General features: G+C 35.8%; 25 protein-coding genes, 1 pseudogene and 1 other annotated feature. Of the genes and pseudogenes, 17 read left to right on the top strand and 9 right to left on the bottom strand.

Annotated elements, in window-relative coordinates; all coding sequences use genetic code 11:
• The first annotated feature begins 37 nt into the window (after nt 1-37).
• Nucleotides 38-1678, top strand: a complete 1641-nt coding sequence (locus tag DN393_RS28340; protein ID WP_098102492.1) for a M20/M25/M40 family metallo-hydrolase — start codon at nt 38-40, stop codon at nt 1676-1678.
• A 201-nt stretch (nt 1679-1879) separates the two neighbouring features.
• On the opposite strand, the gene proC is transcribed toward DN393_RS28340, so the two are convergent.
• Nucleotides 1880-2698 carry a pyrroline-5-carboxylate reductase gene (gene proC / locus DN393_RS28335; protein ID WP_064475634.1) on the bottom strand — a complete coding sequence of 273 codons (819 nt, stop codon included), beginning with the start codon at nt 2696-2698 and terminating at the stop codon, nt 1880-1882.
• Nucleotides 2699-3037: 339 nt separating this feature from the next.
• Nucleotides 3038-3248: a binding site (T-box leader), on the top strand.
• Nucleotides 3249-3392: 144 nt separating this feature from the next.
• On the opposite strand from proC, the gene proB reads away from it, so the two are divergent.
• A complete protein-coding gene (gene proB, locus DN393_RS28330; RefSeq protein ID WP_149174157.1) occupies nt 3393-4496 on the top strand; it encodes a glutamate 5-kinase in 1104 nt (367 codons plus the stop codon).
• Nucleotides 4497-4527: 31 nt separating this feature from the next.
• A complete protein-coding gene (locus DN393_RS28325; protein WP_149174156.1) occupies nt 4528-5775 on the top strand; it encodes a glutamate-5-semialdehyde dehydrogenase in 1248 nt (415 codons plus the stop codon).
• A gap of 49 nt (nt 5776-5824) precedes the next feature.
• On the opposite strand, the gene DN393_RS28320 is transcribed toward DN393_RS28325, so the two are convergent.
• Nucleotides 5825-7018, bottom strand: a complete 1194-nt coding sequence (locus DN393_RS28320) for a NupC/NupG family nucleoside CNT transporter (RefSeq protein WP_064475631.1) — start codon at nt 7016-7018, stop codon at nt 5825-5827.
• A 164-nt stretch (nt 7019-7182) separates the two neighbouring features.
• On the opposite strand from DN393_RS28320, the gene DN393_RS28315 reads away from it, so the two are divergent.
• The 7 genes from DN393_RS28315 to DN393_RS28285 all read left to right on the top strand — a co-directional run bounded on the left by DN393_RS28315 (nt 7183) and on the right by DN393_RS28285 (nt 12856).
• Nucleotides 7183-8226, top strand: a complete 1044-nt coding sequence (locus DN393_RS28315; protein WP_149174155.1) for an ArsR/SmtB family transcription factor — start codon at nt 7183-7185, stop codon at nt 8224-8226.
• Between the two features lie 51 nt (nt 8227-8277).
• Nucleotides 8278-9498 carry an MFS transporter gene (locus tag DN393_RS28310; RefSeq protein WP_149174154.1) on the top strand — a complete coding sequence of 407 codons (1221 nt, stop codon included), beginning with the start codon at nt 8278-8280 and terminating at the stop codon, nt 9496-9498.
• Between the two features lie 96 nt (nt 9499-9594).
• On the top strand, nt 9595-9921 hold the full coding sequence (gene hmoA, locus DN393_RS28305) for a heme-degrading monooxygenase HmoA (protein WP_064475628.1): 327 nt from the start codon (nt 9595-9597) through the stop codon (nt 9919-9921).
• A 105-nt stretch (nt 9922-10026) separates the two neighbouring features.
• Entirely contained in the window at nt 10027-10614 is a 588-nt protein-coding gene (locus tag DN393_RS28300; protein WP_149174153.1) for a hypothetical protein, read from the top strand.
• Nucleotides 10615-10692: 78 nt separating this feature from the next.
• Complete coding sequence (locus tag DN393_RS28295; RefSeq protein WP_098102486.1) at nt 10693-11397, top strand: nucleotidyltransferase domain-containing protein; 705 nt, start codon at nt 10693-10695, stop codon at nt 11395-11397.
• Between the two features lie 202 nt (nt 11398-11599).
• Nucleotides 11600-11995, top strand: a complete 396-nt coding sequence (locus DN393_RS28290; protein WP_064475625.1) for a VOC family protein — start codon at nt 11600-11602, stop codon at nt 11993-11995.
• Between the two features lie 357 nt (nt 11996-12352).
• Nucleotides 12353-12856, top strand: a complete 504-nt coding sequence (locus DN393_RS28285; protein WP_064475624.1) for a GNAT family N-acetyltransferase — start codon at nt 12353-12355, stop codon at nt 12854-12856.
• 138 nt (nt 12857-12994) lie between these two features.
• Here DN393_RS28285 and lsrF read toward each other — a convergent pair whose 3' ends face one another.
• Genes lsrF through DN393_RS28265 form a run of 4 tightly spaced genes read right to left on the bottom strand, consistent with a single transcriptional unit; the run spans nt 12995 to nt 16671 of the window.
• On the bottom strand, nt 12995-13777 hold the full coding sequence (gene lsrF, locus DN393_RS28280; RefSeq protein WP_000219778.1) for a 3-hydroxy-5-phosphonooxypentane-2,4-dione thiolase: 783 nt from the start codon (nt 13775-13777) through the stop codon (nt 12995-12997).
• 6 nt (nt 13778-13783) lie between these two features.
• Nucleotides 13784-14146: a cupin domain-containing protein gene (locus DN393_RS28275; RefSeq protein WP_064475623.1), complete on the bottom strand. Its 363-nt coding sequence runs from the start codon at nt 14144-14146 to the stop codon at nt 13784-13786.
• A 30-nt stretch (nt 14147-14176) separates the two neighbouring features.
• A complete protein-coding gene (lsrK, locus tag DN393_RS28270; protein WP_149174152.1) occupies nt 14177-15739 on the bottom strand; it encodes an autoinducer-2 kinase in 1563 nt (520 codons plus the stop codon).
• Nucleotides 15739-16671 carry a sugar-binding transcriptional regulator gene (locus tag DN393_RS28265; protein WP_098102484.1) on the bottom strand — a complete coding sequence of 311 codons (933 nt, stop codon included), beginning with the start codon at nt 16669-16671 and terminating at the stop codon, nt 15739-15741. Before DN393_RS28265 ends, lsrK begins: the two co-directional genes overlap by 1 nt.
• A gap of 197 nt (nt 16672-16868) precedes the next feature.
• On the opposite strand from DN393_RS28265, the gene DN393_RS28260 reads away from it, so the two are divergent.
• The 4 genes from DN393_RS28260 to lsrB are packed head-to-tail and all read left to right on the top strand — an operon-like array spanning nt 16869 to nt 21326.
• Entirely contained in the window at nt 16869-18350 is a 1482-nt protein-coding gene (locus tag DN393_RS28260) for a sugar ABC transporter ATP-binding protein (protein WP_149174151.1), read from the top strand.
• Nucleotides 18347-19300 (top strand): ABC transporter permease subunit, encoded by a 954-nt coding sequence (locus tag DN393_RS28255; RefSeq protein ID WP_149174150.1) that lies wholly within the window; start codon nt 18347-18349, stop codon nt 19298-19300. The genes DN393_RS28260 and DN393_RS28255 overlap by 4 nt, the downstream gene beginning before the upstream one ends.
• A complete protein-coding gene (locus DN393_RS28250; protein ID WP_064475618.1) occupies nt 19297-20286 on the top strand; it encodes an ABC transporter permease in 990 nt (329 codons plus the stop codon). The genes DN393_RS28255 and DN393_RS28250 overlap by 4 nt, the downstream gene beginning before the upstream one ends.
• Nucleotides 20283-21326, top strand: coding sequence for an autoinducer 2 ABC transporter substrate-binding protein LsrB (lsrB, locus tag DN393_RS28245; RefSeq protein WP_064475617.1), 1044 nt, complete (start codon nt 20283-20285; stop codon nt 21324-21326). Before DN393_RS28250 ends, lsrB begins: the two co-directional genes overlap by 4 nt.
• 46 nt (nt 21327-21372) lie before the next feature.
• Here lsrB and DN393_RS28240 read toward each other — a convergent pair whose 3' ends face one another.
• Nucleotides 21373-22875, bottom strand: coding sequence for a malate:quinone oxidoreductase (locus DN393_RS28240; RefSeq protein ID WP_064475616.1), 1503 nt, complete (start codon nt 22873-22875; stop codon nt 21373-21375).
• A 425-nt stretch (nt 22876-23300) separates the two neighbouring features.
• Here DN393_RS28240 and DN393_RS28235 point away from each other — a divergent pair, with 425 nt between their 5' ends.
• Nucleotides 23301-24302, top strand: coding sequence for a DUF2332 domain-containing protein (locus DN393_RS28235; RefSeq protein WP_255449884.1), 1002 nt, complete (start codon nt 23301-23303; stop codon nt 24300-24302).
• A gap of 8 nt (nt 24303-24310) precedes the next feature.
• On the opposite strand, the pseudogene DN393_RS28230 reads toward DN393_RS28235, so the two are convergent.
• Together DN393_RS28230 and DN393_RS28225 are read right to left on the bottom strand one after the other, a co-directional pair.
• Nucleotides 24311-24595: pseudogene (locus DN393_RS28230) on the bottom strand (hypothetical protein); the annotation flags it as partial.
• 280 nt (nt 24596-24875) lie between these two features.
• Nucleotides 24876-25361 (bottom strand): GNAT family N-acetyltransferase, encoded by a 486-nt coding sequence (locus DN393_RS28225; protein ID WP_149174149.1) that lies wholly within the window; start codon nt 25359-25361, stop codon nt 24876-24878.
• A 180-nt stretch (nt 25362-25541) separates the two neighbouring features.
• Here DN393_RS28225 and DN393_RS28220 point away from each other — a divergent pair, with 180 nt between their 5' ends.
• Nucleotides 25542-26033 carry a hypothetical protein gene (locus DN393_RS28220; RefSeq protein WP_001067769.1) on the top strand — a complete coding sequence of 164 codons (492 nt, stop codon included), beginning with the start codon at nt 25542-25544 and terminating at the stop codon, nt 26031-26033.
• 212 nt (nt 26034-26245) lie between these two features.
• The coding region (locus tag DN393_RS28215) for an SH3 domain-containing protein (RefSeq protein ID WP_255449879.1) at nt 26246-26945 on the top strand (700 nt) is incomplete at its 3' end.

Here is a 26945-nt window from a genome sequence, read left to right as displayed (position 1 = left end):
TTCATTTTCATAATGCGGAAAAATAGGAGGGGGTTACATGTCAAAGTGGCAATCAAAAGAACAATTGATTCAATTATTAAGCAGTCTTGTTGAAATTCCTAGTATTACAGGTACAGAAGCCGAAGTGATATTGCCAGACTTTGTTGTGGAGCAATTATCTGATTTACAGTACTTCAAAGAAAACCCACATCATTTGCAAAAAAATCCGACGGGGGACGGACGATTTTTTGTTACAGCCCTAGTAAAGAAAAGCGATAGTACGAAAAATACAGTAATTCTAGTTAGTCACTTTGATGTTGTAGATGTACAAGATTACGGAGTGTGGAAAGAAAATGCATTCAATCCTAAAAAGTTAACGTCTATGTTTTATTCTCATAAAGATGAACTACCAGATCAAGTACGTGAAGATATAGAACAAGGGGATTGGCTATTTGGTAGAGGAACAATGGACATGAAATGCGGCCTCGCATTACAAATGGCAATGATTGAGCAAGCTTGTGTAGGAAGATTTGACGGAAATGTTCTTTTATTAGCTGTTCCAGATGAAGAAGTGAACTCGGTGGGGATGAGGGCTGCTGTTCCAAGATTATTAGAGTTAGCAAGAGAACACGATTTAGATTATAAAACGGTATTAAATTCAGAGCCTATGTTTTCACGACATCCTGGTGACCGAAATAAGTATATTTATACTGGTTCTATTGGTAAAGTGTTACCTGGATTTCTTTGCTATGGCAAAGAAACTCATGTAGGTGAACCATTTGCAGGTTTAAATGGGAGTTATATGGCTGCTTTATTAACGGCTGAATTAGAATTGAATACGGACCTTTGTGATGTTGTAGAAGGAGAAGCGAGTCCTCCGCCAACTAACTTACTTCAACGGGACTTAAAGGAGGATTATTCTGTACAAATTCCGCATCGTGCCGTCACATTGTTCAATTTGTTTTTACTAGAAAAAACGATGACAGATGTCATTTCATTGTTACGTCAAAAAGTAACGAAAGTAGCAGAGAAAATAGAAGAATCATATGAAAAGCAAGCATATCGTTTTTCTAAATATAATCCGTTTATACCGCCTAATATGAAAGTAAATGTTTTAACGTATGAAGAGCTTATCGCTTATGCAATTGAACAACATGGGCAAGAGAAAATAGATGATATTCAATCTAGTATAATAAAAAATAGAGAAGATCAAGATGATCGTGCGGTAACAATTGATTTAGTAGATAAACTAGCTATTTTATGTAAAGAAAAGGCTCCGATGATTGTACTTTTCTTTGCTCCGCCATATTATCCAGCTGTAAGTTCACGCAACAACTTGTTAATTAAAGAAGTAGTTGCAGAAATGGAAAAGTATGCTCACTACAATCATAACATTACATTTAAAAACCAAAACTATTTTGGAGGAATTTCAGATTTGAGCTATGTGGGCTTACAGAATCCACTAGATTCAATGAGTTCACTTGTAGACAATATGCCATTATGGGATAAAGGTTACTCGATTCCGCTTCAGGAATTGGAAGAGTTTGACGTTCCAGTATTAAATATGGGACCGGTAGGAAAAGATGCACATCAATGGACAGAACGTTTAGATGTAAATTACGCATTTGAAACGCTATTAGATATGTTACCGAAATGCATTGAAAAATTATTAGTTTCTAATAAAATTACACAATCATAGTAGGGAATAAGGAAGGGGTAAAACTAAAATTTCAAAAGAAGATATAAATAAAATTATTGTAGTATAATCAAAAGAACGGACAAACTCAAGCATCTATGAGTTTGTCCATTTATTATTTAGTGAAAACCGGAGAGTATGTAATCCACTATTTTCTAGTTGAACTCATGTGAATTTATAGCTAACGTAATCTCTTTTATCGTTTTACTTTTTCGTTTGACCAGATAGTTCAACAGACTTTTGTGTACAGCGCTGCATTGCTGAAATAATTGCAGTTCGTAATCCTTTTTCCTCTAATGTTGCTACAGCTTCTATCGTTGTTCCGCCAGGAGAACACACCATATCTTTCAATTCACCTGGATGTATGCCTGTTTCTAGTACCATTTTTGCAGAGCCCAATACAGCTTGAGCTGCGAATTTATATGCTTGATTTCTAGGCATACCATCTAGTACAGCAGCATCTGCCATCGCCTCTATAATCATATATACGTATGCTGGCGACGAACCACTTACAGATGTTACAACGTCCATTAATTTTTCGCTTACGATCTCTGTTTGACCAAAGCTATTGAAAATGTTTAGCACATCTTCTAAATCTTTTTCTGTCACCACTTCATTAGGGCATAGCGCAGACATACCTTCTCCAACAAGAGCAGGGGTGTTAGGCATTACTCTTACAACCTTTAATTTTTTAGCAAAAGCTTCTTCAGTACTTTTAATGTTTTTCCCGGCAGCGATCGTTACGACGATAACATCATTTTTGATTACTTCTTTTATTTCGTTAATGATTGATGCGTATAGGTCTGGTTTAATTGATAAAATTAAAATATCAGCATTTTTAGCTACTTCATTGTTGTCAGTAGTTGTAGTTAGCCCATATTTTTCACTAGCATTTTTTAAATTCGTATTGTTTAAATCCGAACAAATAATATTATTTGCAGACACTATCTTTTTGTTTAGCATCCCACCAATCATAGCCATTCCCATATTTCCGCAACCGATGAATCCAATTTGTTTATCCATAATAACTCAATCTTGCTCCTTTTATAATAAATTATATTCTTTTGAAATTGTTATCTTAAAATAACAATGACATCTCCATGCAATATAAAGAAACATTCTAAGAGAATATATTCCTTTTTGCAACACTAAAAGATAAAAAACAATTATATTCGACATTCTGTAAATATATACACTATAATTTAAGGTATTATGTTTATGAATATGAGTTAAACTTATATCGATTTATATTTTCATTCAGTAGATCAATAATTTCATGCAAGTAACTTGCCGCTCTATTTATTTTTAAAAATACTTCTTGACACCAAATCAAACTATATCGCATAATATAAAAAATTAAACCGAAAATCGTTGAAGGGAAATAGTACATATGTCTTCTTGCGAAAGAGAGTGGAATTCACCGGCTGAAAGATTCCTCGTATAGAATATATCGAACCTATCCCTGAGTCTTAAATGAAAGTTTAGGCGTTCGCCTGCGTTATAGGCGCCAAGTGGATATCTATGTATATCAATTAAGGTGGTACCGCGGAACAATGACCGTTTCGTCCTTTTTATTTTATTAAGGGCGAAGCGGTCATTTTTATTTTGCTCTTAAATAGGCTAGGCGCAGCATTGAAAAGAATAGAATCGCTGCAAGCTGTATAAATAGAAGTGTAATTTATAAAAAACTTTGATTTTAGACTTGGGGGATAAAAAAGTGAAAAAACAACGAATTGTTGTAAAGATTGGGAGTAGTTCCTTGGCAGATAGTCACGGAGGCATTTCTAAAGAACAACTTTCAGATCACGTTGCCGCATTGGCTCGATTGAAAGATGAAGGGCATGAAGTTTTGTTAATTACATCTGGGGCTGTCGCTGCAGGTTTTTCGGCTCTAGGATATCCTAGCAGACCTGTGACAATTAAAGGAAAACAGGCTGCTGCAGCTGTCGGACAAAGTTTGTTAATGCAGGCGTACACGGAGGAATTTCGTAAATATGGTATCGTTACTGCGCAATTATTGCTGACGAGAAGTGATTTTTCTAGAAAAGAACAATATAGTAATGCTTACGCTACTTTAGGAGAGTTACTAAACCGTTCCGCTCTTCCAATCATAAATGAAAATGATTCCATCTCTTTAGAAGAGCTAACGTTCGGTGATAATGATATGCTGTCAGCTTTAGTTAGCGGACTTGTTTCGGCGGATTCGCTTATGATTTTTACGGATGTGAACGGTCTATATGACAAAAATCCTCAGAAAAATGAGGATGCGAAAAAATATTATTTCCTTCCTGAAGTTACGGAAGAAATCGCTTCTCTTGCAGGAGATGCTGGTTCAAAACTTGGGACTGGCGGTATGAAATCAAAAATTGATGCTGCGAAGACAGCACTTTCTCTCGGCGTAAGTGTATTTATCGGAACTGGACATGGACAAGAGAAATTTGTAGATGTTTTGAAGGGAAAAGGTGATGGAACGTATATCGGTAATGCTCCTCAAAAAGAAATGAAGATGAACAAGCAATGGATCGCCTTGCATTCACTTGTTAGCGGACAAATTGAAATAGACGCCGGAGCAGCTACTGCTATCATTCAACATGGTAAGAGTCTTCTTCCTGCTGGCGTTACGAATGTGTCAGGATTTTTCAAAGTTGGCGATGTCGTAGAAGTAATGACGCAACAAGGGCGCGTCATCGGAAAAGGGCAATGCACATATAGTGCTGAGGAACTAAGAGATGTAAAAGGTATGCAAAGCCAAGATATTCAAGCAAGAGGCGATAGGCATAATTATGAAGTCATTCATAGAGATTATTGGGTTTCACTTTAAGAATAGTGATGTTAAAAAGGGGGAAAAAAAGATGAATGAAGTGTTGGAAAAGGGAAAAAAAGCGAAAGAAATTGCTAGAGAACTTGTACTAAAATCTACAAGTCAAAAAAATGAAGCACTTGCTGCTATTGCGGATCAGTTAATAGTAGAAACAGCTTATATTTTAGAGGAAAACAAACGGGATATTGAAGAAGGTAAGGCGAAAGGATTTTCCGATTCTCTCCTTGATCGTCTTATGCTGAATGAGCAGCGTATTATTGATATGGCAGAGGGAATTAAGCAGTTAATTGAATTACGTGATCCTGTTGGAGAATGTGTAAGTAAATGGGAGCGACCAAATGGATTATCTATTCAGGAGATGCGTGTACCACTTGGTGTTGTTGGGATGATTTACGAGGCAAGGCCAAATGTAACGGTAGATGCTGCTACAATTTGTTTAAAAACAGGAAACGCAGTTATATTACGTGGTAGTTCTTCTGCTATCAATTCTAACAAAGCCATCGTTGCCGTTATTCACCGAGCGCTCAAACAAACAAGTTTGTCTCCAGAAAGTGTACAACTTATAGAAGATACAACGCGGGATAGCGCAAAGCAGTTGTTTACAATGAATGATTACCTAGACGTTCTTATTCCAAGAGGCGGCAAACAATTAATTGATACGGTAGTGAGAGAAGCATCTGTTCCAGTACTTGAAACGGGTGCAGGAAATTGTCATATTTTGATTGATGAAACAGCGGATAAACAAATGGCAATTGATATTATTATAAATGCAAAAACGCAGCGTCCATCTGTATGTAATGCCATTGAAACGATTGTACTTCATGAGAAGTGGGCGCAGCAATTTGGTAGCGAGTTGTTTTCATCTTTGAAGGAAAAAGGCGTGGAGTTACGTGGAGATCAGAATGCACTGGCAATTGATTCTTCAACTGTACTTGCTTCAGAAGAAGACTGGGGTACAGAATTTTTATCACTCACGCTGGCAGTGAAAGTAGTTTCTTCTATAGAAGAAGCGATTCATCACATAAATACGTATGGATCTATGCATTCCGAAGCGATTATTACAGAGGACGAGGAAAACGTCAATAAGTTCTTCACATCTGTTGATGCGGCGGCACTGTATCATAATGCATCCACTCGTTTTACTGATGGATCTGAATTCGGATTTGGAGCAGAGATTGGTATAAGTACACAAAAGCTACATGTAAGGGGACCAATGGGACTTCCTGCATTAACTTCTACAAAATATGTGATTCGTGGAAATGGTCAGATTCGAAAATAAAAATAAAAGACACTCAATTAGCTTGGGTGTCTTTTATTTTAAAGATTATTTACCATACAAAAAGCCCAACGAGCATAGCGCTTAATAAGGAAACTGCCATCCCGCTAACAAGAAGCTTCCAAACATTTTTACCGATTATGGATGATTTTTCTCCGCCAAATAATGAATTGTAAGTTCCGTAGATCATACCTACTGTACTAAAGTTAGCAAAAGAAGCTAGAAATGTAGTTGCAACCGCAATCGTATGTGGCTGTAACGACTTTAGGTTCGATTTTAAATCCATCATTGCAACAAATTCATTCGTCGTTATTTTGATCCCCATTAATTCAGCTACATACATAGCATCCTTGCCAGATAAACCGAGTAAAAAAGCAAAAGGACTAAAGATAATGGAGAAGATTTTTTCAATTGTTAAACCTGTTACAAAAAAGCCCAAAATCCCATTTAAACATGCAGTTAATGCTACATAACCAATTACCATAGCTAAAATAACGATAACCATATTCATTCCAACTAACATACTGTTTGAAATAGTAGAAAAGAAATCCTTTTTTTCATCTTTTGCAGGTGTATATACGACATCTTCTTCTTTTGAAACTTCCACAGGATTTAATACATTGGCTAAAATTAATGCGTTAATACAGTTTAAAGGGATTGCGCTGAAAATATATGTTGCCGGAACCATTGATAAATAAGCGCCAAGAATGGATCCGCTAACGCTACTCATACTCATAATTCCAAAAGTTAATAAACGATTTTCTTTTAAAACGGATAATTGATCACGAACAACCGCAAGTGCTTCAGTGTTTCCTAAAAACATCATTTGAATCGAAAAGAAGCTTTCTAACTTTGGTAAACGAGAAATCTTTGAAATAACTGCACCTACTTTATCAATAATCCAAGTTAAGATTCCGAAGTACGAAAGAATATCAAAGAACGTGATAACAAAAATGATAGGAAGTAATGCACTAAAGAAGAAATCAACGGTTTGATTTTCCATAGCTGAAGGAAAGGCAAACCGAATACCTTCATTCGCGCATGCTAGTAGCCAACTGAAAAATGACGCGATTTTATTAATGATAATACTGCCGAGCTTCGTGCCTAACATAAACCACGTAATAAAGAGCTCCAATATGATTAGAATAACGATTGGTCTCCATTTTATTTGTTTTTTATTAGGCGAACAGAGGAAAACGAATAAGATTACAATGAAAATCCCTAACATATTCAATATGAAATGCATGTCAACAACTCCTTGAAAGTTATTATTTGTATATAAAAAAGCTCCTATTCTTCTTAATTTAGAATGAATGTATTTTAACTTAAATTTTGTTAATTCTAAAAATATAGAAGGTGAAATTCGATAAAAGTAGAATTTGATATATAGCAAACAAGGAGGGGATAAAAATGGAGGTCTATCACATAACGAGTAGAAAGAGGGAAACTTATAACGTTCAAGTAAAATATTCGATACTTTTCGAATGCGGGCTTGGCATTGCGGCAATTACTCATAAAAGGTTAATCGATACTCTTGAAAAGAGTCAAAATGAATGGGAAGAAATTAAGGAATCATTAACAGAAGAAATGAGAGAGCACTTACAGTTTGTAGAAGAAAATAATACGTGGAAAGCGTTGCTTCAGTTGTTGTATAAGGGAGAGTTTCAGGACTTATCACAGTTTCATGCTAAAATCGATTTGCTTTCAGAAGTAGATTTGAAGTATATATGTTTACCGTTTTTAGGTGAGAAGTATGAAGGGCAAAGACATTTAGCAGCAAGTGGGGACGTAACTGCAATACATGAACTAGAGGAACTGACACAAGATCATCCGTTTTTCTCTACGTATATTCGTTTTATATGTGATGTTCATGTACCAGTGCTGAAATCTCATTTAATCGCTGTTATGACAGGTTGGTATGAGAGTGTTATTCAGAAAGAGGAAGAGCAAATACTATCTATATTAAAACGAGATTATGAAGCGAAAAATGAAATGAATAAAAAGATGAAATCAGAAGAGTTTGTCGAGTGGGCGACTGGCGGTGTGAACTATATGCCAGAACCAAGTGTTCATAATGTACTTCTTATCCCGCAAATGACGTACAGACCGTGGAATATTGAGGCGGATATTGAAGATACGAAAGTATTTCATTACCCAGTCGCAAACGAAAGCATCCATCCTGAAGATCTATATGAACCGAATTATTTTTTAGTTCAAAAGCATAAAGCTCTTGGAGATGAGGCGAGATTACGCATTGTAAAAATGTTGTTTGAAAAAGAACGAACATTGCAGGAAATTACAGAAAGACTGCAACTCGGTAAATCGACTGTACATCACCATTTGAAATTGTTACGTGCAGCGAAGTTAGTTGATATACATGAGGGGAAATATGTATTGAGAAAGAAAGCAGTACAGTCGTTAGCGAAAGAATTAGACGCGTTTTTAAATAGATAATATGCAACTAGAATGCACATAGAGGGAGGAATCTAGTAGAAAAGTTGGTGTATGAAATTGAAAAATGTATTGAAAAACCGTTCGTTCTTTTATATGTGGATTGGCAGTGCAATTTCAGAGTTAGGCGGGGCTTTCGGAACGTTATGTAATTCGATTCTTGTTTATGAATTAACAGGGTCAAAAACAGCATTAAGTAGTATGTGGTTACTATACTTTATCCCGTCACTCATACTACAACTAATAAGTGGCCCATTTATTGATAAATGGAGCCGGAAGTGGATTATGATATTTTCGCAATGGGTGCGAGCTTCGATCTTCTTACTGCCGTTAGTCATGTTACTTACTAGTAGTATAGAAGTTTGGCACGTATATGCCGTCCAAATAATAATTGGACTTATTACGCCGCTGTATACACCTGCAAGTCAAGCAATTACATCGAGCATTGTATGTAAAGAACAGCTTCAAGACGCAAATGCGTCTATTGATGGAATGGCTCGTCTGATGATGTTTCTTGGGCCGGTATTAGGCGGAGTAATCATTCATTTGATTGGAACAGAACTTACATTATCTTGCGTATGTATTTGTCTATTTGTTAGTGGTGCATTATTACTTAATATAAAAGAGAGGAGAACAACACAACCCATTCGGAAAACGTGGTTAGAACAGTTTCTGCACGGTTTTACATATTTTTTCACAAAACCAGTTATCGTTTGGCTAGGTATTTTTCTTACTTTCGTGCAATTTGGGGTTGGGGTAACGTTGGTTACAAATCTTCCTTATATAAAAGATGAGCTGTCAGCGAGATATGCGGAGTTTGGTTATTTTATGGCTGGTTTCCCGTTTGGCTATGTAGTTGGATCTATACTAGTCGGAAAAGTAACGTGTAAAAGCCGGCGTATACTTATGCTTGGTGGATTGTTTATAGGAGGACTTACATACATTTCTCTAGGGTTCAATCATAGTATAGTAATTGCGGTGTTCATTGAAGTAGTAGCAGGTATTTGTATTTCATTTTTCAATGTTCATAACACAACAATTTGCCAACAAACAGTACCAAACAATATGATAGGACAAATATTTTCAGTGCGTTTATTTTTCATACGATCTTCTATGCCGTTAGGTGTGTTATTAGGAGGCATATTAAGTGAAATGTGGGGAATAAGAGCACTATACTTTATTATCGGTGCGATTATATGTGTTACTTCTTTAATAGGATTATTCCTTCCTTATTTCAAATTTTTAGATGAAGCTGTTGAAGAGAAAACAGCTTAATTCAAACAATTAAAACTTTTTAATTGAAAATAATTATCATAATCAACTATAATAGAAGAATACTAGTATTCGTAATAAGAAGAGGGAGTGGATTATATGTTTATTGAAACGAAAACATTTACAGTAAAAGAAGGTACATCAAATATAGTTGTAGAACGTTTCACTGGAGAAGGTATTATTGAAAAATTTCAAGGGTTCATCGACTTAAGTGTTCTTGTGAAAAAAGTAAGACGCGGCGATGAAGAAGTTGTCGTTATGATTCGCTGGGAATCTGAAGAAGCATGGAAAAACTGGGAAACAAGTGAAGAACATTTAGCAGGACATAGAGCGAGCCGTGGCAAACCAAAACCAGATCATATCATTAACGTTGATCACGCAGTTTATTATGTAAAATCATCGAAAGCGGCTTATCAACAGTCGTAATATATATAAAAGTAGAGGATATTTGTTTAGTAATAAACAAATATCCTCTTTTTTTGATGTATAGTAAAATATGGATGTGATATATGATTTATTGTTTCGTTATAAATGGAGGTAAATGAAGTGAAGAATATGTTACTAATGACAGCTTTAGCGACAACGTTATTATCAGCGTGTAGTAATAATGATGTGAAAGAAGAAGTATCTAAGAATGAGGAAGAAAAACGTGAAAGCAGTGCAAAAATAGTAGAGCAGAAGGAGTATATTATTCTTGATAAGAATTATAATGAAATATTTCTAAAAGATGATAGTTCAAATAAAGAAGATAGTGTGAAAGTAAGTTTAAATGATTTAAACCCAACAAAATGGAAGGCGCCTAAAAGAAACGGTATCCTAGATATAGGTGATCATATCTCTTTGAAAAAAGAAGAGGGTAAATATACACCAACATTAGTAAAAGATCTTGTTGGTGAAATAAAATATGATGGTACAATTAAATATAAAATTTTAGAAGCGACTGATAAATCAGTAAAGTGGTTACCACTAAATAAAGAGAACAATGGAGGATATGTTCCGCCAGAGATGGTAAAAGTAGTGAATGCTTCGAAAATAAAAGCTGGAGATATTGTTACGATTCAAGATCAAACAAAAAGTAGTGAAGACGCAATTGTATATGAACTGACAATCGTTGAATAAGTATGTAGGAGATTATAAGAAAAGTACAATATATTTAGGGGAGGAATAACTCCATAATAATATGTTTGGAGGTTACAAATGTTAGAAACACAAACATCTATTAAACATGAACAACATAAAAAATTAGTGCAAACAATAGTAGCTGAAATCTTATCAATAGATAAGGTAACTGGATGTATGCTTATCGGATCTGTCGCAAGAGGCGATGCATATCCTGATTCGGATTTAGATTTCTATATTCTTTTAGAAGAAGGACAAAAGAAAAAATTTCATTCTGAAACGAGAGAAGGTATTTTAGTTGAATATAAGTATGCAGATGTTAATCAAATACTAGTAAACTTAAAAAACAACCCGATGGAACTATACACATTTTTAGAAGGGGAAATTTTGTTTGATAGAAGCAATGAGTTGAAAAAGTTAAAGGAAATAGCTGCATATGAATTTGAAAACTATCGTGTTTCTAGTGACAAAGTGAAAGGTATTTCTCATTGGTTGCGTAGTTCGCTCATTAAAATTCAGTCTGCTATGAAAGCACATGATGAGTTAAAAGCTTCATACATTGTTCATACGTCAACTTGGACATTGTTAGAAGGGATATGGGCTATTAATAACAAACCTACACCGCCAGCGGGATCTGTTTTAAGGTATATTCAAGTGTTGCCTAATAAACCAATTCAATTGGAGACATTACTTCATAAATTATTTTTAGGGGATACGACAGAGCGTATCTCTTCAGCAATTTTCTTGATTGATTGGGTTTTACACAATTTGAAAAATAAATAATGTGGCTATTTTATATAGGTAAAATAGTATTTCACGTCGAACGGTTTATGGAATTGCAGTCTTAAAAAACGTTCTAGACTATAGAAAAAAGTATTAGACTATAAAGCATAGTCTTAGACGGAACGCTTGAATATCTTTCCTTACATATTTAAATGTTATGAAAATGAGTCTATATACCCTCTGCTTAAAAGGAGATGAGCGAATGAAGTTGAATCACTTGAATCTATGTGTTGATGATTTATTAGAAGCGAGACATTTCTTTGAAACATTTTTTGATTTTCAATTTTTAGAGCAAAAGGGAAAGGCGCTAGTAGTAATGAGTGATGAGAGTGGATTTATACTTGTGTTAAGCGATCCAAAAGCATTTAAGGGGAATAAGGAAGTGATGTATCCCGAAGCTTTTCATATTGGTTTTTTAGTCGATACTTCAAGTGAAGTTGATCAAGCATATAATCGATTAGTAGCTGGAGGCATTGAAATAGAAAAGGCACCGTATTCTATGAGAGGTAGTAGTTATGGTTTTTATTTTTCAATGTTTAATGGATTGTTAATTGAAGTGTCCTGCCTTGACTATAAAGACGGTAAGAAAGTTCAATAGCGATTAACAAGAGTAATTGTTTGAAGATGTCAATCAAGCCCCTTATCCAGTTTGGAAAGGGGCTTGATTATTTTAAGGGACATAAAAGTAAAAATAAACGGATTTTAGTCAGCGAAATGACGATACATTTTTAAATGTAAATATTAAGTGTAAATCTAAAATCATTCATAAATCAAATATTGTAGACTTAAAATGAAGTTTCATTACAAGGTCTATTTAGCAGCGGAATTGCTTATGTATAAAATAACAATTTTGTATGCTGATGCAAGAAAATTTAGAGAATGAAGCAGGTTTTCCATATGGTAAAGTACGAAACTATTATAAGTAGTGCAGTGATATGAATAGGAGGTTACGGCTATGACAGCTGTTTTTAAAGATATGGCGTTCCAGCTGAAAACAGAACGACTCGATCTGAATATGTGGGAGGAATCCGATGCAGTCTGGCTTAGAAAATTAATTGGTGAACGTGGTGTGGATATGCCAACTGTTGAATCTGTTCGTAGCGCCCTTATTGAAATGCGCAAGAAAGCAACTGAAAATGGTATTTCTCTTCTTACTATACGTAGGCGAGAAGAAGGGGATTTTATCGGATACTGTGGCTTAATCATCGGTCGTTCCACGCTTGAAGAGCCGGAAATTGCATACGAATTGTTCCAAAGTGCTCATCGTAATGGTTATGCGACAGAGGCAGCATCAGCAGTGCTAGAGGCTGCGATTGCTACGGGGCGCCAAAGACTTTGGTCAACTGTAGGCGCTTGGAATACGGCGTCTTTCCGGGTATTAGAAAAGATAGGGTTTCATCGGCATCACAGTACGTGGGGGGAGCGCGGTGAGATTGTTTGGAACGTACGCGATTTGTAGAAATCTGACCAAATCAGGAACAAAAAAATGTAAAAGAAAGCCTCTATGTTAGGTTACTTAGTAATCTAACATAGAGGCTTTTTCTTATAGTAAGTATTGATTTTGTATATATTTAAGTGTAATAGTCTGTCGTTTATTTTAATTTTTTACATCTTCGTATAATTGGAGTGCCTCTTTCACATTCAATCCATTCTTCACGATACCATGAATTGCTTGAATCATCGCAGCAGGATGTTCAGATTGCCAAATATTTCGGCCCATGTCTACTCCGATTGCACCTTCTTGCAGTGCATTGTACGTAATGTTTAATGCGTCTTCAATTGAGTCTAATTTTGGTCCGCCAGCGATGACGACTGGGGCAGGGCAAGTGCTTGTAATTTTTTCGAATCCTTCGCAGTAATACGTTTTAATAATGTCAGCTCCCATTTCAACGCATACGCGGGAAGCAAGTGCTAGAAAGCGAGCTTCACGTTTTTGTAGTTCTTTTGCAACAGCGGTAATGCCGAGTACTGGCAGACCGTAATCGTGAGCTTCTGAAACTACATTTGCGAGATTTGAAACTGTTTGTGTTTCATAGTCGGATCCGACGAAAACTGAAACGCCGACGCCAATTGCATTTTGTTTTACTGCTTCTTTTACAGGTGTAACAATTGTTTCATTCGCTAAATCTTTACCGACGACAGTAGCTCCACCTGAAACACGCATAACCATCGGTGTGCTGCAGTTTTCAGGAATACAAGAGCTAAGTACACCACGCGTCAAAAAGAGGGAATCTGTATAAGGAAGTAAGTTTTTAACCGTTTCCAGCGGTTGTTCTAGGCCGTGAATTGGTCCTAAAAAGTAGCCGTGATCTATCGCTAACATAACCGCTCTGCCATCAGGTAAGATTGTGTTTAATCGATTTTTAAATCCCCAAGTCATTTGAAATCACTCCTTCGTTAATGTTGGATTTTCCGTTTGTACCGTATCTTTATTTGGTAAATGTGGTGACTTTATAAAAACTGCTTTAAAAGGTTTATCAGAATGGTTAATAAGATAGTGAGATTCATGAGGACGAACTTGCAATACATCGCCTTGTTTAATCGGAACTCTTTCGTTATTCACATAGAAATCAATTTCACCTTCTAATGCATAAAAGACTTCCTCGCACGTCGTATGAAAGTGATTTTGAAACTCCTGCCCAGGCTGAATGACAACAAGGCCAAGATCAATATTCGGACCTTGTATTAAATATTTCGGCCCGTTATCACCGAAGCGATAGGAGAAATCATTTTCATTCACTTTTAACATACATTTCACTCCTTTATGTAATGTAATCTGTTACAGTGCACCAGGCGCAATCCACATATGTGAGGTGAGCCCTATATCAGCTAAAGCGAGCTGACTGTCATATACAGTTTTCCATGTTTCATAGAACTCTTTATATAGTTCGTGATTTTCAGTAATTGGTTCGAATGTGTGCTCCCACTGTACAAACTGTTCGGCAGTTTCTGCCATAGATGAATATATGCCAGCACCAACTCCGGCAGCAATCGCAGTTCCTAAAGCAGCTGCTTCTTTTACAACTGGTACTTTTACTGGGATACCGAGTACGTCTGATAGAATTTGTGGCCATAGTTTTCCTTTAGCGGCACCGCCAGCAAACACGACTTCAGAAGGGAATGTCCCTGTGAGATTTTCTATTAATTTTAAGTTACCAAGTGTAACGAAGGCAGCATTTTCCTCAATAGCACGGAACAGTTCTTTTTTGCCGCATTTGTCAGCGTCTAAACTTAAATTTAAAAAAGAAGGTGCGGCATGACGCCAAGAAATATAGTTCATAACGTTTGAAAAAGTAGGGATAATGCCATGTGAACCGACAGGTACGTCTTTCGCTTGTTCTTCTAATAATTCATAAGCATCTACACCAAGTTTGTCAGCAAGTTTCTTTTCCTCTTGGCAAAAAGCGTCTCGAAACCATCGCATAACAAGGCCTGGGAAAAAGGCAATCGTTTCATATTGCCATAGGTTAGGTGCGACGTGACAATTTACCCGAATCGCAGCATATGGATCCGTTATTGGTTCTGTAACATTCACTTCTTGCTGCCAAAAACTGCCTCCGCATACTAACGTTTGATAAGGTTTCACGACTCCTGTTCCAAGTGATGCCATTTGTGCATCTCCGCCCCCGGCGACGACAGGAATTTCTTCACGTAATCCAGTTAATGCTGCACACTCTTTTGTGACGGTGCCAATTACTGTACCAGCTTCATTTACTGTTGGTGAAAATGGTAAAGCTAGACCGCATTCTTTAGCGACATCGTTATCCCACACTCTATTTTGTAAGTTAAAAATACCGGACGTACAACCGTTTGAGGGGTCGATTTGCAGTACGCCGCTTAATTTATATAAAATCCAATCGTTTAACATCGTAAAAGAATGAATATTGCTATAGACGTCTGGTTCATGTTTTTTAATCCAAAGTAGGCGAGGTAAAGCACCTAATGAAAAAGTTTGCCCAGATCTTGTATATAAATCTTCTTCCAGATGTGACCGAATTTCTTTTAGTTCACTAACTTCAGCAGATGCGCGCCCATCAACATTTGCACAAGCCCATATTTCTTGCCCACCTTTATCATATAAAACAAAACCTTCTCGCATACTAGTAGCGCTAATAGCTTGAATAGAAGAGGGAGAGACATTACTTCTTTGTAAAACTTCTTTCGTACATTGTTGTACAAGGTGCCAGTTTTCTTTTACATCAAAATTCATAGAGCCTGGATAACGAGGATCCGTTTTATGAACCCATTCTTTTTGACTGACCGCAATTTGATTACCTAGTAAATCAAAAAGAACAGCTCGAATGCTTCCTGTACCAGCATCGAAAGCTAATAAATGAGACATTAACACTCACCATCCTTTCGTAATAAGGAGAGGGCAGTTTCCTCATCGGTAATTAATGTATGAATAAATCTCCCCTTTAAAGCTCCGTAAATGGCGTCTATTTTTTCTGTACCACCAGCAACACCAACGACATGCTTCATTTTGCGAAGGATAGAGAGTGGCGTACCAATTAGGCGGTTGTGATGCGGAAGATGTAATAAATCACCATTCGTATTATAAAACTGTCCTAAAATATCACCAGCGCCGTGTTGGCTACGAATATATGTCATTTCACGTAGCGTTAATTTTTCTTCTTTTACAATCGTAGCGTCTTGAGATAATCCTCCAATACCAACAATAGCTGTATGAGCAAGTGAAGCGACATGAAGCATATCTTTGACACTCGGTTCTGATAGAATACTTTGTGCCATTTCGGTTGTAGATGCTAGAAACGGTGTAGGGATAATATGAAGATCGCCTTGCATGTAGTGTAAATAGTTTTGTTTTCTCGGGAGATAGTGATTTACTCCGCCTGTTAGCGTTACGATTGAAAGATTAATGGAAGTTTCAAAATGAATGTTTTCTAGCATTTTGCTAATTGTTTCACCCCATCCAATGCCGAGTAAATCGCCTTGTTGGAGCTGAGTTTCTAAATACTGTGCAGCAGCTTTTCCGAGAGAAGCGTGATAATTGTCTATTGGAGTAGGGATAATGAAAGCATCTTTTAAATGGAATTTTTTCATTAAGTCACGTTCAATACTTAAACAGTGAAAACCAGTCCCTTTTACGTGAAATGTAACGATACCTTCACTGCGCGCCTTATCTAATAACCGGACGACTTTATTTCTTGAAATATGAAGAAGTGAAGCGATCTCCTGTTGTGTTAATTGATCTTTATAATAGTACCAAGCTACTTTCGTTAATAAATTCTCTTCAAAGTTCAGCTGTGTCATACTCTTCATCCCTTTCAACAATTGACCACTGCTTAAACATATGTGCCGTATATTTTGTTTATTCCAGTTGAAACGATGAATAGTCTGGTGAAAAAAGTGTTCTAGATATGAAAAAAGGAATATACAATGCTACAAAACAAGTAGAACAAATAATCATTTTCTCAAAAAATGTTCTGCATAAAGGCAGGTGACATCATGTGGAGAAAGTGCCCTTATTACAAGTAAAAAAAATGAGTAAGTCGTTTTCAAATCAACTTGTACTAAAAGAAGTGAATTTACAGGTAGAGTGTGGAGATATATACGCTTTAGTTGGGGGAAATGGTGCTGGAAAATCAACATTAATGAAAATATTAACGGGTTTATATTCGTATGATAGTGGAGAAATGTATGTAAAAGGAATGAGGAAACAGTTTTCAAATCCATCAGAAGCACACCGAAATAGTATGTATTTAATACCACAAGAACCGCTCATTTTCCCGCATATGACCATTGAAGAAAATATATGTATCGGACTAAAAGGAAAGAAAAAGGAATTAAAAGTAAAAATCAAGCAATTGATTAACAGTTTAGGATGGGGGATTGATCTTAAAGAACTAGGGGGATCACTATCCGTTGCGCAGCAACAATTAGTAGAAATCGTTAGGGGATTAATAAGAGAAGCCGAGATTCTGATTTTAGATGAGCCAACATCGACATTAACAACTCACGAAATGAAGAATCTTTTTGTGCTGATGAAAAGTTTGCAAGAAAAAGGAATTGGGATGATATATATTACGCATCGCTTTCCAGAAATCTTTGAAATTGCTAATAAAGTGGCGATATTACGAGATGGAATGATTGTAAGCCAAGGGGATGTATGTGACTATACATATGACATGTTGATGGAGGGATTATTGCCAAAAGGGTATAAACAAGAAGAGAAAAGAGAAATAGTGCGAAAGTCAAAAGAAACGAAAAAAATATTAGAAGTAACTGATGTAACGAGTCATGCATTCGAAAACATTTCATTCACTGTACATACTGGTGAGATTGTAGGTATTGCTGGCATTGTTGGATCAGGTAGAACTGAATTAGCAGAAGTGATTTTTGGATTGAAATCTATAAAATCAGGTTCTATTTTATTAGAAGGAAAATCAATTGATTCATACTCTTTGCATAAAAGACTAAGCGAAGGACTAGTTTATGTGCCAGAGGATAGAGCAAGAAATGGTATTTTTTCAATTGCATCGGTTAAAGAAAATATGACTGCAGCAAGTTTACATCAAAATAGTCGTTTTTTCATTAACCAAGAAAAAGAAAGCGCTTTAGTGAAGTCGTATATAGAACAGTTTCGAATTGTTGCACGAAGTATGGATGAAGTACTAGCATCTTTATCAGGAGGTAATCAGCAAAAAGTCGTGCTTGCAAAATATCTTGCGTGTAATCCGAAAATTATTATTCTTGATGAACCGACTCGCGGAATTGATGCGAAAGCAAGGCTTGAAGTATATGAAACGATAGAAAAAATGAAAAGGGAAGGACTCGCAATATTATTAATCTCTTCAGATATTGAAGAAATTGTTCAATTAGTAAACCGTGTATATGTAATGCGAAATGGACAATTTGTTTCTCATCTGGAGAAAGAACAAATAAATGTAGAAGAAGTTACACGTCTAGCATATGGAGGTGTAACGGAATGAAACGTATGTATAAAATGCACGAAACCTCTATCATACTGTTATTACTAATTTACATTGCCATTGTCGGAATGATAAATCAAAGTTTCGTTCAGCTTAACTCGTTATCTTTAATGATGAAATCAAGCGTTATTTTAGTCGTGCTAGCAATTGGCCAATCGTTCGTCTTATTTACGAAAAATATAGACGTATCAGTTGGTTCAATTATGGGATTAAGCGCAGCGGTTTGCGGGATGTTGTTATCGGATGGATATAATGCATTCTTGTCTATTACAGCTGCTATTTTACTTGGAGCTATTATCGGGTTCGCAAACGGGATTGGCGTTGCAAAGTTTCGGGTACCAGCTATTATCATGACATTAGGTATGTTAGGGGTCATTAGAGGTGCGATGTTAATTTTCACAGGCGGAAAGTGGATTGAAGATATACCAAACGATTTTAAGCAACTGTCATCTATCGTCATACTTGGTTTGCCGATAATTGTATGGGTTGTTCTTATTATTTTACTACTACTATACTTTTTTTTAAGGAAAGTGCCATTCGGAAGATACTTTTATGCGGTAGGTGATAATGAAGATGGCGCGAGACTCATTGGTATACCTGTTAATAAAGTAAAGATATATGCGTTTATTATATCGGGTATAAGCGCTGCACTCGCTGGTTGCATATTTGTTATGAATATCGGGTTCGTTCCAAATCAAACAGGAACAGGGATAGAATTACAGGTTATCGCAGCTGCGGTACTTGGAGGAATTCATTTAAAAGGAGGAACGGGTTCTATAGTTGGAGCTGCATTAGGAGCTTTATTTTTAGAGGTGATAAGTAGTTCACTCGTCTTTTTAAAAATACCAGCATTTTGGAATAATGCTATTTCAGGTTTTTTATTATTACTAATCGTCATATTAGATAGTGTTATGAAAAAGTGGAAGGCAGAAAGGAGGATGAATCTATGAAGTATTTATACAGATGGGAAGGTGTTCTAATTGTATTACTTCTTATAGAATTCATTCTCTTTAGTTTTGTAAGTAGTGATTTCTTAAATATTAGTAATCTCCTTTTTAGTACAAATGATTTCCTATTTATAGCAATCGCGGCGATACCAATGACTTTCGTTATTGTAACAGGAGGAATTGACGTATCGGTTGGCTCAATAATGGGGCTTACTTCAATCTTGATCGGTGTGCTTTGGATGAACGGAATACCTATTTTGTTTGCTGTCATAATAGCCCTAATAATTAGTTGCTTAGCAGGAGCTTTAAACGGAATCATTATAAAAAGGACAGATGTAGAGCCACTTGTCGTTACACTCGGAACGATGTTTTTATACGGCGGAATTGCACTCGTTATTTCAGGAGGGGCAGGTACTTCTGGATATGAAGGGATAAGTGGTATACCTGAAGCATTTGTACAACTGGCAAATGGTAGTTTTATAGGGATACCGAATTTATTATGGATACTAATCGTATTAACAGTTTTATGTACTTTATTATTTCACCGAACTGTATATGGGCGCCACGTAAAATTAACAGGAGCGAACGAAAACGCAGCAAAATACACCGGGATCAAAACGAAAAAAGTAGTTATCATCGCTTACATACTTTCCGGATTAGGAGGTGGATTAGGTGGCACCTTCTTAACTGCATATTTCGGTTCCGCACGTGCAGATATGGGGAGTGAAACGATTTTACCAATTATTACAGCAGTCTTATTAGGCGGGACACTTATTACAGGGGGAAAAGGAAGCATTATCGGTACCGTACTGGCGAGTATTTTTATAGGGGTAATGCAGTATGGCTTGCAAATGACGGGTTTAACAAATGAACAATCCAACGTAGTAATTGGTATTATTCTTATTCTTTCAGTAATTATGAGACATTTCAAATTACATCAATTCACACCGTGGAAAAGAAAGAACTTGCATAAGGGGGAAATGTCATGAAGAGAAAACTAGGGATTGTATTCATTGTATGCATTTGTTTAATCGGTTTAATAGCTTGTTCTAGCCAAACGGCAGATAAGAAAAAAGCAGATGATGTGAAATTTGCATTCATTCCGAAACTAACTGGAGTTGGCTTCTTTACATCGGGCGGTGAAGGAGCAAAAGAGATGGGAGATAAGCTAGGCGTACAAGTGAAATATGATGGGCCGTCTGAAGCAAGCGTATCAGGCCAAGTGAAATATATAAACAATTTTATTAACCAAAACTATGATGCACTTATGGTCTCTTCTACTTCAGTAGATGGACTATCACAATCACTGCAACGTGCTAAGGAAAAAGGGATGACGGTGTTAACATGGGACTCAGATGTGAATCCGAAAGACCGTTCATTTTATATAAGCCAAGGTACACCAGACCAACTTGCTAATTTATTAATTGAAATGACTTCCAAACAAATTGGTGATAAAGGAAAAGTAGCATTCTTTTATTCTAGCCCGACTGTAACGGATCAAAACCAATGGGTAACGAAAGCGAAAGAAATTATTAAAAAGAAATATCCAAACTGGGAAATTGTAACGACGCAGTACGGTGAAAATAATGCGCAAAAATCTTTATCAGTAGGGGAAAACATATTAAAAACGTATCCTGATATTAATGCGGTTATTTGCCCAGATGCAACAGCACTTCCGGCAATGGCACAAGCAGCTGAAAACTTAAAAATGGATAAAAAAGTAGCCGTAACTGGCTTCTCTACACCAAACGTTATGCGTGATTACGTAAAACGAGGAACGGTACAACAATTTGGATTATGGGATGTAAAACAGCAAGGCGCACTCGCTACGTATGTTGCAAATGAAATCGTTGTAAAAGGGAAGAAGTTAAAAGTAGGGGATAGCTTTGAAGTAAAAGGAATCGGAACAGTGAAAGTAGAGCCAAATTCCATCCAAGGTTATGATTATGAAGCAGAAGGAAATGGAATTATTGTATTGCCAGAACGAGTTGTATTTACGAAAGAGAATATTGATAAATATAATTTTTAGTAACAAAAAAACGTCCGAATATATCGGACGTTTTTTAATTTCTTCTTTAATTATGAACCGTTTCTTTTTCATTTAATCCAAGCGTACGACCAGTAGAAGTGTGAAGGTCTTGGAACAATCTTGGATTTTCAGTTAGTGAAATGCCGTAAGAAGGGATCATTTCTTTTATTTTTCCTTCCCATTCTACCATACGGCTTGGGAAACATTTTTCTAATACTTCAAGCATGACGTGAACAGCAGTAGAAGCACCTGGTGAAGCGCCTAGTAATGCAGCGATTGAACCGTCAGCTGCACTTACAACTTCTGTACCGAATTGAAGTGTGCCTTTACCGCCAGCATCAGTGTCTTTAATTACTTGCACACGTTGCCCAGCAACTACAATATCCCAGTCATCACTTTTCGCGTTCGGAATGAATTCGCGTAATTCTTCCATACGTTTTTCGTGCGATAACATAACTTGCTGAATTAAGTATTTTGTTAGTCCCATTTCTTTTACACCAGCTGCTAACATCGTTAAGACGTTATTTGGTTTTACAGAGCCAATTAAGTCAAGGTTTGAGCCAGTTTTTAAGAACTTAGGAGAGAACCCTGCGAACGGTCCAAATAGTAAAGCTTTTTTATTGTCTATATATCTCGTATCAAGGTGAGGAACAGACATTGGCGGAGCGCCAACCTTAGCTTTACCGTATACTTTTGCATGATGTTGCTCTACAACTTTTTGGTTTTTACATACCATAAATAGTCCGCTTACTGGGAATCCACCGATATGTTTTGATTCAGGAATGCCAGTCTTTTGAAGTAGAGGTAGACTACCACCACCGCCGCCGATAAAGACGAATTTTGCAGTATGATGCTCAATTTTACCACTATTCATATCGTGTACTTTCACTTCCCACAAACCATTCTTCGTACGTTTAATATTTTCGACACTATGTTTGTAGTTTAGCTCGACATTTTTCGTTTGTAAGTAATCAAACAACATACGAGTTAATGCACCGAAGTTAACGTCTGTTCCAGAGTCAATCTTCGTTGCAGCCATTGGTTCGTTAGGTGTACGTCCTTCCATAATGAGTGGAAGCCATTTTTTTAATGTTTCAGGAGCATCGGAAAATTCCATTCCTTGAAACAGTGGATTTTTTGAAAGCGCTTCAAAACGGTTTTTTAGAAACTCAACATTTTTTTCGCCTTGTACTAAACTCATATGAGGTAGAGGCATAATAAAATCTTGTGGATTACGAATTAATTTGCTTTTTACAAGATATGCCCAAAATTGTCTTGAAAGCTGGAATTGCTCATTCACTTTTACAGCCTTACTAATATCTATAGATCCGTCAGATTTTTCGGAAGTATAGTTCAGTTCGCATAGCGCAGAATGCCCTGTACCTGCATTATTCCATTCATTAGAGCTTTCTTCCCCGGCACTTGCGAGTTTTTCAAAAACTTTAATTTCCCATTCAGGTGCTAATTCTTTTAGTAATGAGCCTAACGTTGCACTCATAATTCCTGCACCAATTAAGATAACGTCTGTTTTTTGCTGCATGTTGCTCATGATAATCTCTCCATCCCCTATATTGGCAAAAAAGAGTAGGTGTTTTTTTATCTAAGCCGTAAATTGAAAACACCGCCTAGGCCCCACCTAGGTGTATACCTTTTTTGTCTCAATTATATAACCATCTCATACTCTATTATAATAATTAATAGACTAAAATATCTAGTGTTATCTGATAATTTTAAACTATTTAACGTTTTATTCGCCAAAAATCTTATTTAACAAGCTCTTTTAAGGTGATAAATAGAAAAAAATCACAGTTCGAAATTATCTCGAAAAAGCTTACGTATCGTATAATGGGTAGAAAGGATACCTTATTATGGAATTTTATCCCCTAATAATAGTATGATTATTCTGTGAAATAAAAAGGAGTGATACCAATGCGTACACAAGAACAAATCGCAAACTTATTTTGAAATTTTTCAATAAAGGAATGTAAAGGGTCAAGTGACTTATATGAATACTTATCAATAAAAATTGCTGAAGATGAGGAAGTACTAACACTATCTTCCTATGCTCAAGCAGGTCAACCAGTCCCAAACTTACTATTAGGAGCCGTACATTATTTATTACTAACAGGGAAAGAACATCATGTAAAAACGTATTATAGTAGCTTAGTTGAAAATGCTAATACGGATTTAGATCAAGCTTTTGATCATTTTAAAGATTTCTGTAAAACGTACCGAGAAGAAATCATTACTTTGTTACAAACAAAACTTGTTCAAACGAATGAAGTAAGGCGATGTGCGTACTTATACCCAAGTTTCTGTTACATATTTAATAAAGTGAAAAAGCCATTAGCGTTAATTGAAATTGGGACAAGTTCTGGATTACAACTGTTCTGGGACCAATATAGCTATTCGTACGGAACAGATGAAACATACGGAAATATAAATTCAAATGTACATGTAACTTCTGAAATAAGAGGGGAAAATGCGCCTCATTTTCTAAAAGACAGTCCAACTGTCGTTGAAAGAATCGGACTAGACTTACATGTAAATGATTTACATAGTGATGAAGATTATTTATGGCCACGTGCACTCATTTGGCCAGAACATAAAGAAAGACTTGAAATGTTTGACCAAGCAGCATCTTTAGTGAAAAATGAATCTGTCCAATTGATAGAAGGAGACGGTGTGGAGCTATTGCCATCTATTATTGAACAAATAAGTGATGATGCTGTAATCTGTATTTTCCATACACACGTCGCAAATCAAATACCTGAACAAGTAAAACATAAATTAGAAAAACAAGTGCAAGAAATCGGCGCAAAACGTGATGTATTCCACCTTTATAACAACATGTGGGATCGTGACCTTCATATTGATTATTATATTAACGGTAACGAATATCGTGAAACGGTTGGGGAAACAGAAGGGCATGGGAGATGGTTTAGTTGGAAGCTTGGGAAGGAAACGTTTTGTTAAAGTGATTTTTTTTGTCTTCTTATCTCAAATATTCTCTTATATTCTTCTTCCTCAGAATAATCCTCAAATTCATCTTCATTTAATGGGTATCTTTTTTGAGGTTTATTAAATAAACACCATTTTGATTCGATATTAATATATAATTGTCCGTCATACTCAACAGGGTCGTGAAAGTTTGTGAAATGAATCTTTATAGCGCCTGGAGAAATTCCAAATTGTAATCCATCAACTTGTGATCCGATGAAGAGATTTTTTAACGCTTTTTCAGCGTGACATTTATCCTCTTTATTCATTTTTGAAATTCACCTCTTTTTTTAATATATATTATATTCTTATTGTAATAAATAAATTTTTATGTAAAATGAACTTTTTGCAGAAAACGGGCGAATATAGTGTGAAAGATTATGAGAGGAGAATGTAATTTTGGATGAAGTACAATTAAGAGAATGGCTGTATAAATGGTAGTATGTTCTCTAAAAAAGAGCTTGAGAAAGTTTTACTTTCGATGATTGAATAGGACGTAATATGTAAAGAGATGCTACTTTTAGTTTAAGAGTAGCATTTCTTATTTTGTTAAATATATGTACTAAAAATCTCCCCAGGCAATCCATCAATCTCACAAACTTTCTCAGATGTAAAACCGACATTTAGTAAAATTTTTCGAGAGGGGATGTTATTTGGATCGATAATTGCTTTTAGAACGATTACATCTGTCTGTTTCGCAATATGCATTAATTCTTTTGCGATTGGACTACCATATCTTTTTCCCCAGTGCTCTGGCAAAATCATATATCCAATTTCAGCTTCTTTAACATTATCCTCGTTTACCGTAACATGTCCAAGACCAATATATTCATTTGTAATAGAATCATATACTTTATAAGAGCCGAATAGTTGATGGGTTTCATTGCACTTTAACAGCTTTGTAAAGTCATTTTTTGCTTCATCTAACGGAATAGCGCGTTCGGTAATTTGCGCCATTACTTCTTCATTTGAAACGAGCTGGAAATATAAATTGAAATCTGTTGGTTCAAATTTATTAAAATATAGTTTCTTCATAATAACTCCTCCAAACTAATTTTTAATGTTCTTCAGAAAAGTTTAATGACACGTAAATCATAATTTCAATTATAAAAGATTATTAAAGGTAATTATTAATTTTTGGTTAGTAACGTACATACAATGTGTAATTAAGTGCGTGCACTATGGAGTGAATGCAGAAAAGGGTGAATGAAGCATATGAATCCATTTGAGCAAATGATGTACGTTGGTGTCATTATGTCTATTGTACTATCCGTAATGATTTTAGGATCTTTATATTATAATCCCCGTCTTTCTTTAACTGAATATCCGAAAGATATTCAAAAGGTAGTTTTTCCAAAATCGATTTATGAAAAGAAGCAAACAATCTACTTTAATATTGCATATAATGCTATTCTTTTCGGTACGCCTGTCGTTTCTACATATATACTACATAAACATGAAAAATTATTATATGTTGATGCCTATTTACATACTTTTGGTATTTTAATGATTTTCAATTTAGTAGATTTGTTTATAATTGATTGGCTAATCTTTTGCTGGATTACCCCGAGATTTGTTGTTATTCCTAGTACAGAAGGGATGAAGGGTTATAAAGATTATAAGTTTCATTTAAGAGGGGCTATAGTCGGAACAAAATTTTTAGCAATTGTAAGTTTATTTTTGGCGGGAATTGCGACAACTATTTAGTATGAAGAAGGGTATGAAGAGTTTATAAAAGATGAGGAGATTGATAATGTATAGAATTAGAATTGAGAATTTGATACTATTGAAGTAGGAAGTTTTAAAAACAGTATATTAAGCGGTATTAATATACTGTTGCAAATGTTTTGATACACTGTGGAATTTCCTGATTTTATGGAAATATTTCATAGAATACAAAAAACGTAATGGAGGCTAATATGAAAAAAGTAATTGGCGCAGCAACAGCAACTGTTTTGGGATTGGGGGCTTTTACCACAACGGCTATCGCAGAAACGATCGTAACAGCAGATGTACTCAACGTACGTGAAAAACCGACTACGGAATCAAAAGTTGTCGAAAAAGTAAAGGAGGGACAAGAGTTAAAAGTAATAAATACCGAAGATGGCTGGTCAAAAATTGATTTAAACGGTAAAGAGGTGTTTGTAAGTTCAGAGTTTACAAAAGATGTGTATCATGTAACAGCGAATTTGTTAAATGTCCGTTCTGATTCAAATACAGAATCAGAAATCCTTGGCAGATTGAAAAAAGATGATGTCATTGAATCAACGCATCAAGTGAAAGACGGATGGCTGCAATTTGAGTATAAAGGAAAAACAGCCTATATAAATGTTTCTTTCCTATCAAGTACAGCACCAGTTGAAAAAAAAGCTGAAGAGAAAATGAAGCAAGTAGCGAAAGTACAAAAAACAGTTAAAGCTAAAGAAGAAGTTAAAACACAAAAGATAGTAAAGCCTAAGGAAGAAGAGAAAGTACAAGAAGTAGTAAAGCCTAAGGAAGAAGAGAAAGTACAAGAAGTAGTAAAGCCTAAGGAAGAAGAGAAAGTACAAGAAGTAGTAAAGCCTAAGGAAGAAGAGAAAGCCCAAGAAATAGCGAAGGCTAAGGAAGAAGAGAAAGCCC

The sequence above is a fragment of the Bacillus sp. BPN334 genome (assembly GCF_008368885.1).
GTDB classification, from domain to species: Bacteria; Bacillota; Bacilli; order Bacillales; family Bacillaceae_G; genus Bacillus_A; species Bacillus_A wiedmannii.
Note: the sequence above shows the minus strand (reverse complement) of the source record. Positions and strands in the feature narration are given on the sequence as shown.

Excerpts from the sequence above, each read along its gene's own strand:
- DN393_RS28315 (WP_149174155.1), top strand. The coding sequence starts at position 7,183 with ATGGAGGTCTATCACATAACGAGTAGAAAGAGGGAAACTTATAACGTT.
- lsrB (WP_064475617.1), top strand. The coding sequence starts at position 20,283 with ATGAAGAGAAAACTAGGGATTGTATTCATTGTATGCATTTGTTTAATC.
- proC (WP_064475634.1), bottom strand. The coding sequence starts at position 2,698 with ATGGATAAACAAATTGGATTCATCGGTTGCGGAAATATGGGAATGGCT.
- DN393_RS28300 (WP_149174153.1), top strand. The coding sequence starts at position 10,027 with ATGGAGGTAAATGAAGTGAAGAATATGTTACTAATGACAGCTTTAGCG.
- DN393_RS28250 (WP_064475618.1), top strand. The coding sequence starts at position 19,297 with ATGAAGTATTTATACAGATGGGAAGGTGTTCTAATTGTATTACTTCTT.
- hmoA (WP_064475628.1), top strand. The coding sequence starts at position 9,595 with ATGTTTATTGAAACGAAAACATTTACAGTAAAAGAAGGTACATCAAAT.
- DN393_RS28240 (WP_064475616.1), bottom strand. The coding sequence starts at position 22,875 with ATGAGCAACATGCAGCAAAAAACAGACGTTATCTTAATTGGTGCAGGA.
- DN393_RS28340 (WP_098102492.1), top strand. The coding sequence starts at position 38 with ATGTCAAAGTGGCAATCAAAAGAACAATTGATTCAATTATTAAGCAGT.
- DN393_RS28295 (WP_098102486.1), top strand. The coding sequence starts at position 10,693 with ATGTTAGAAACACAAACATCTATTAAACATGAACAACATAAAAAATTA.
- DN393_RS28255 (WP_149174150.1), top strand. The coding sequence starts at position 18,347 with ATGAAACGTATGTATAAAATGCACGAAACCTCTATCATACTGTTATTA.
- DN393_RS28310 (WP_149174154.1), top strand. The coding sequence starts at position 8,278 with ATGAAATTGAAAAATGTATTGAAAAACCGTTCGTTCTTTTATATGTGG.
- lsrF (WP_000219778.1), bottom strand. The coding sequence starts at position 13,777 with ATGACTTGGGGATTTAAAAATCGATTAAACACAATCTTACCTGATGGC.
- DN393_RS28220 (WP_001067769.1), top strand. The coding sequence starts at position 25,542 with ATGAATCCATTTGAGCAAATGATGTACGTTGGTGTCATTATGTCTATT.
- DN393_RS28290 (WP_064475625.1), top strand. The coding sequence starts at position 11,600 with ATGAAGTTGAATCACTTGAATCTATGTGTTGATGATTTATTAGAAGCG.
- DN393_RS28275 (WP_064475623.1), bottom strand. The coding sequence starts at position 14,146 with ATGTTAAAAGTGAATGAAAATGATTTCTCCTATCGCTTCGGTGATAAC.
- DN393_RS28265 (WP_098102484.1), bottom strand. The coding sequence starts at position 16,671 with ATGACACAGCTGAACTTTGAAGAGAATTTATTAACGAAAGTAGCTTGG.
- DN393_RS28320 (WP_064475631.1), bottom strand. The coding sequence starts at position 7,018 with ATGCATTTCATATTGAATATGTTAGGGATTTTCATTGTAATCTTATTC.
- DN393_RS28325 (WP_149174156.1), top strand. The coding sequence starts at position 4,528 with ATGAATGAAGTGTTGGAAAAGGGAAAAAAAGCGAAAGAAATTGCTAGA.
- DN393_RS28225 (WP_149174149.1), bottom strand. The coding sequence starts at position 25,361 with ATGAAGAAACTATATTTTAATAAATTTGAACCAACAGATTTCAATTTA.
- DN393_RS28285 (WP_064475624.1), top strand. The coding sequence starts at position 12,353 with ATGACAGCTGTTTTTAAAGATATGGCGTTCCAGCTGAAAACAGAACGA.
- lsrK (WP_149174152.1), bottom strand. The coding sequence starts at position 15,739 with ATGTCTCATTTATTAGCTTTCGATGCTGGTACAGGAAGCATTCGAGCT.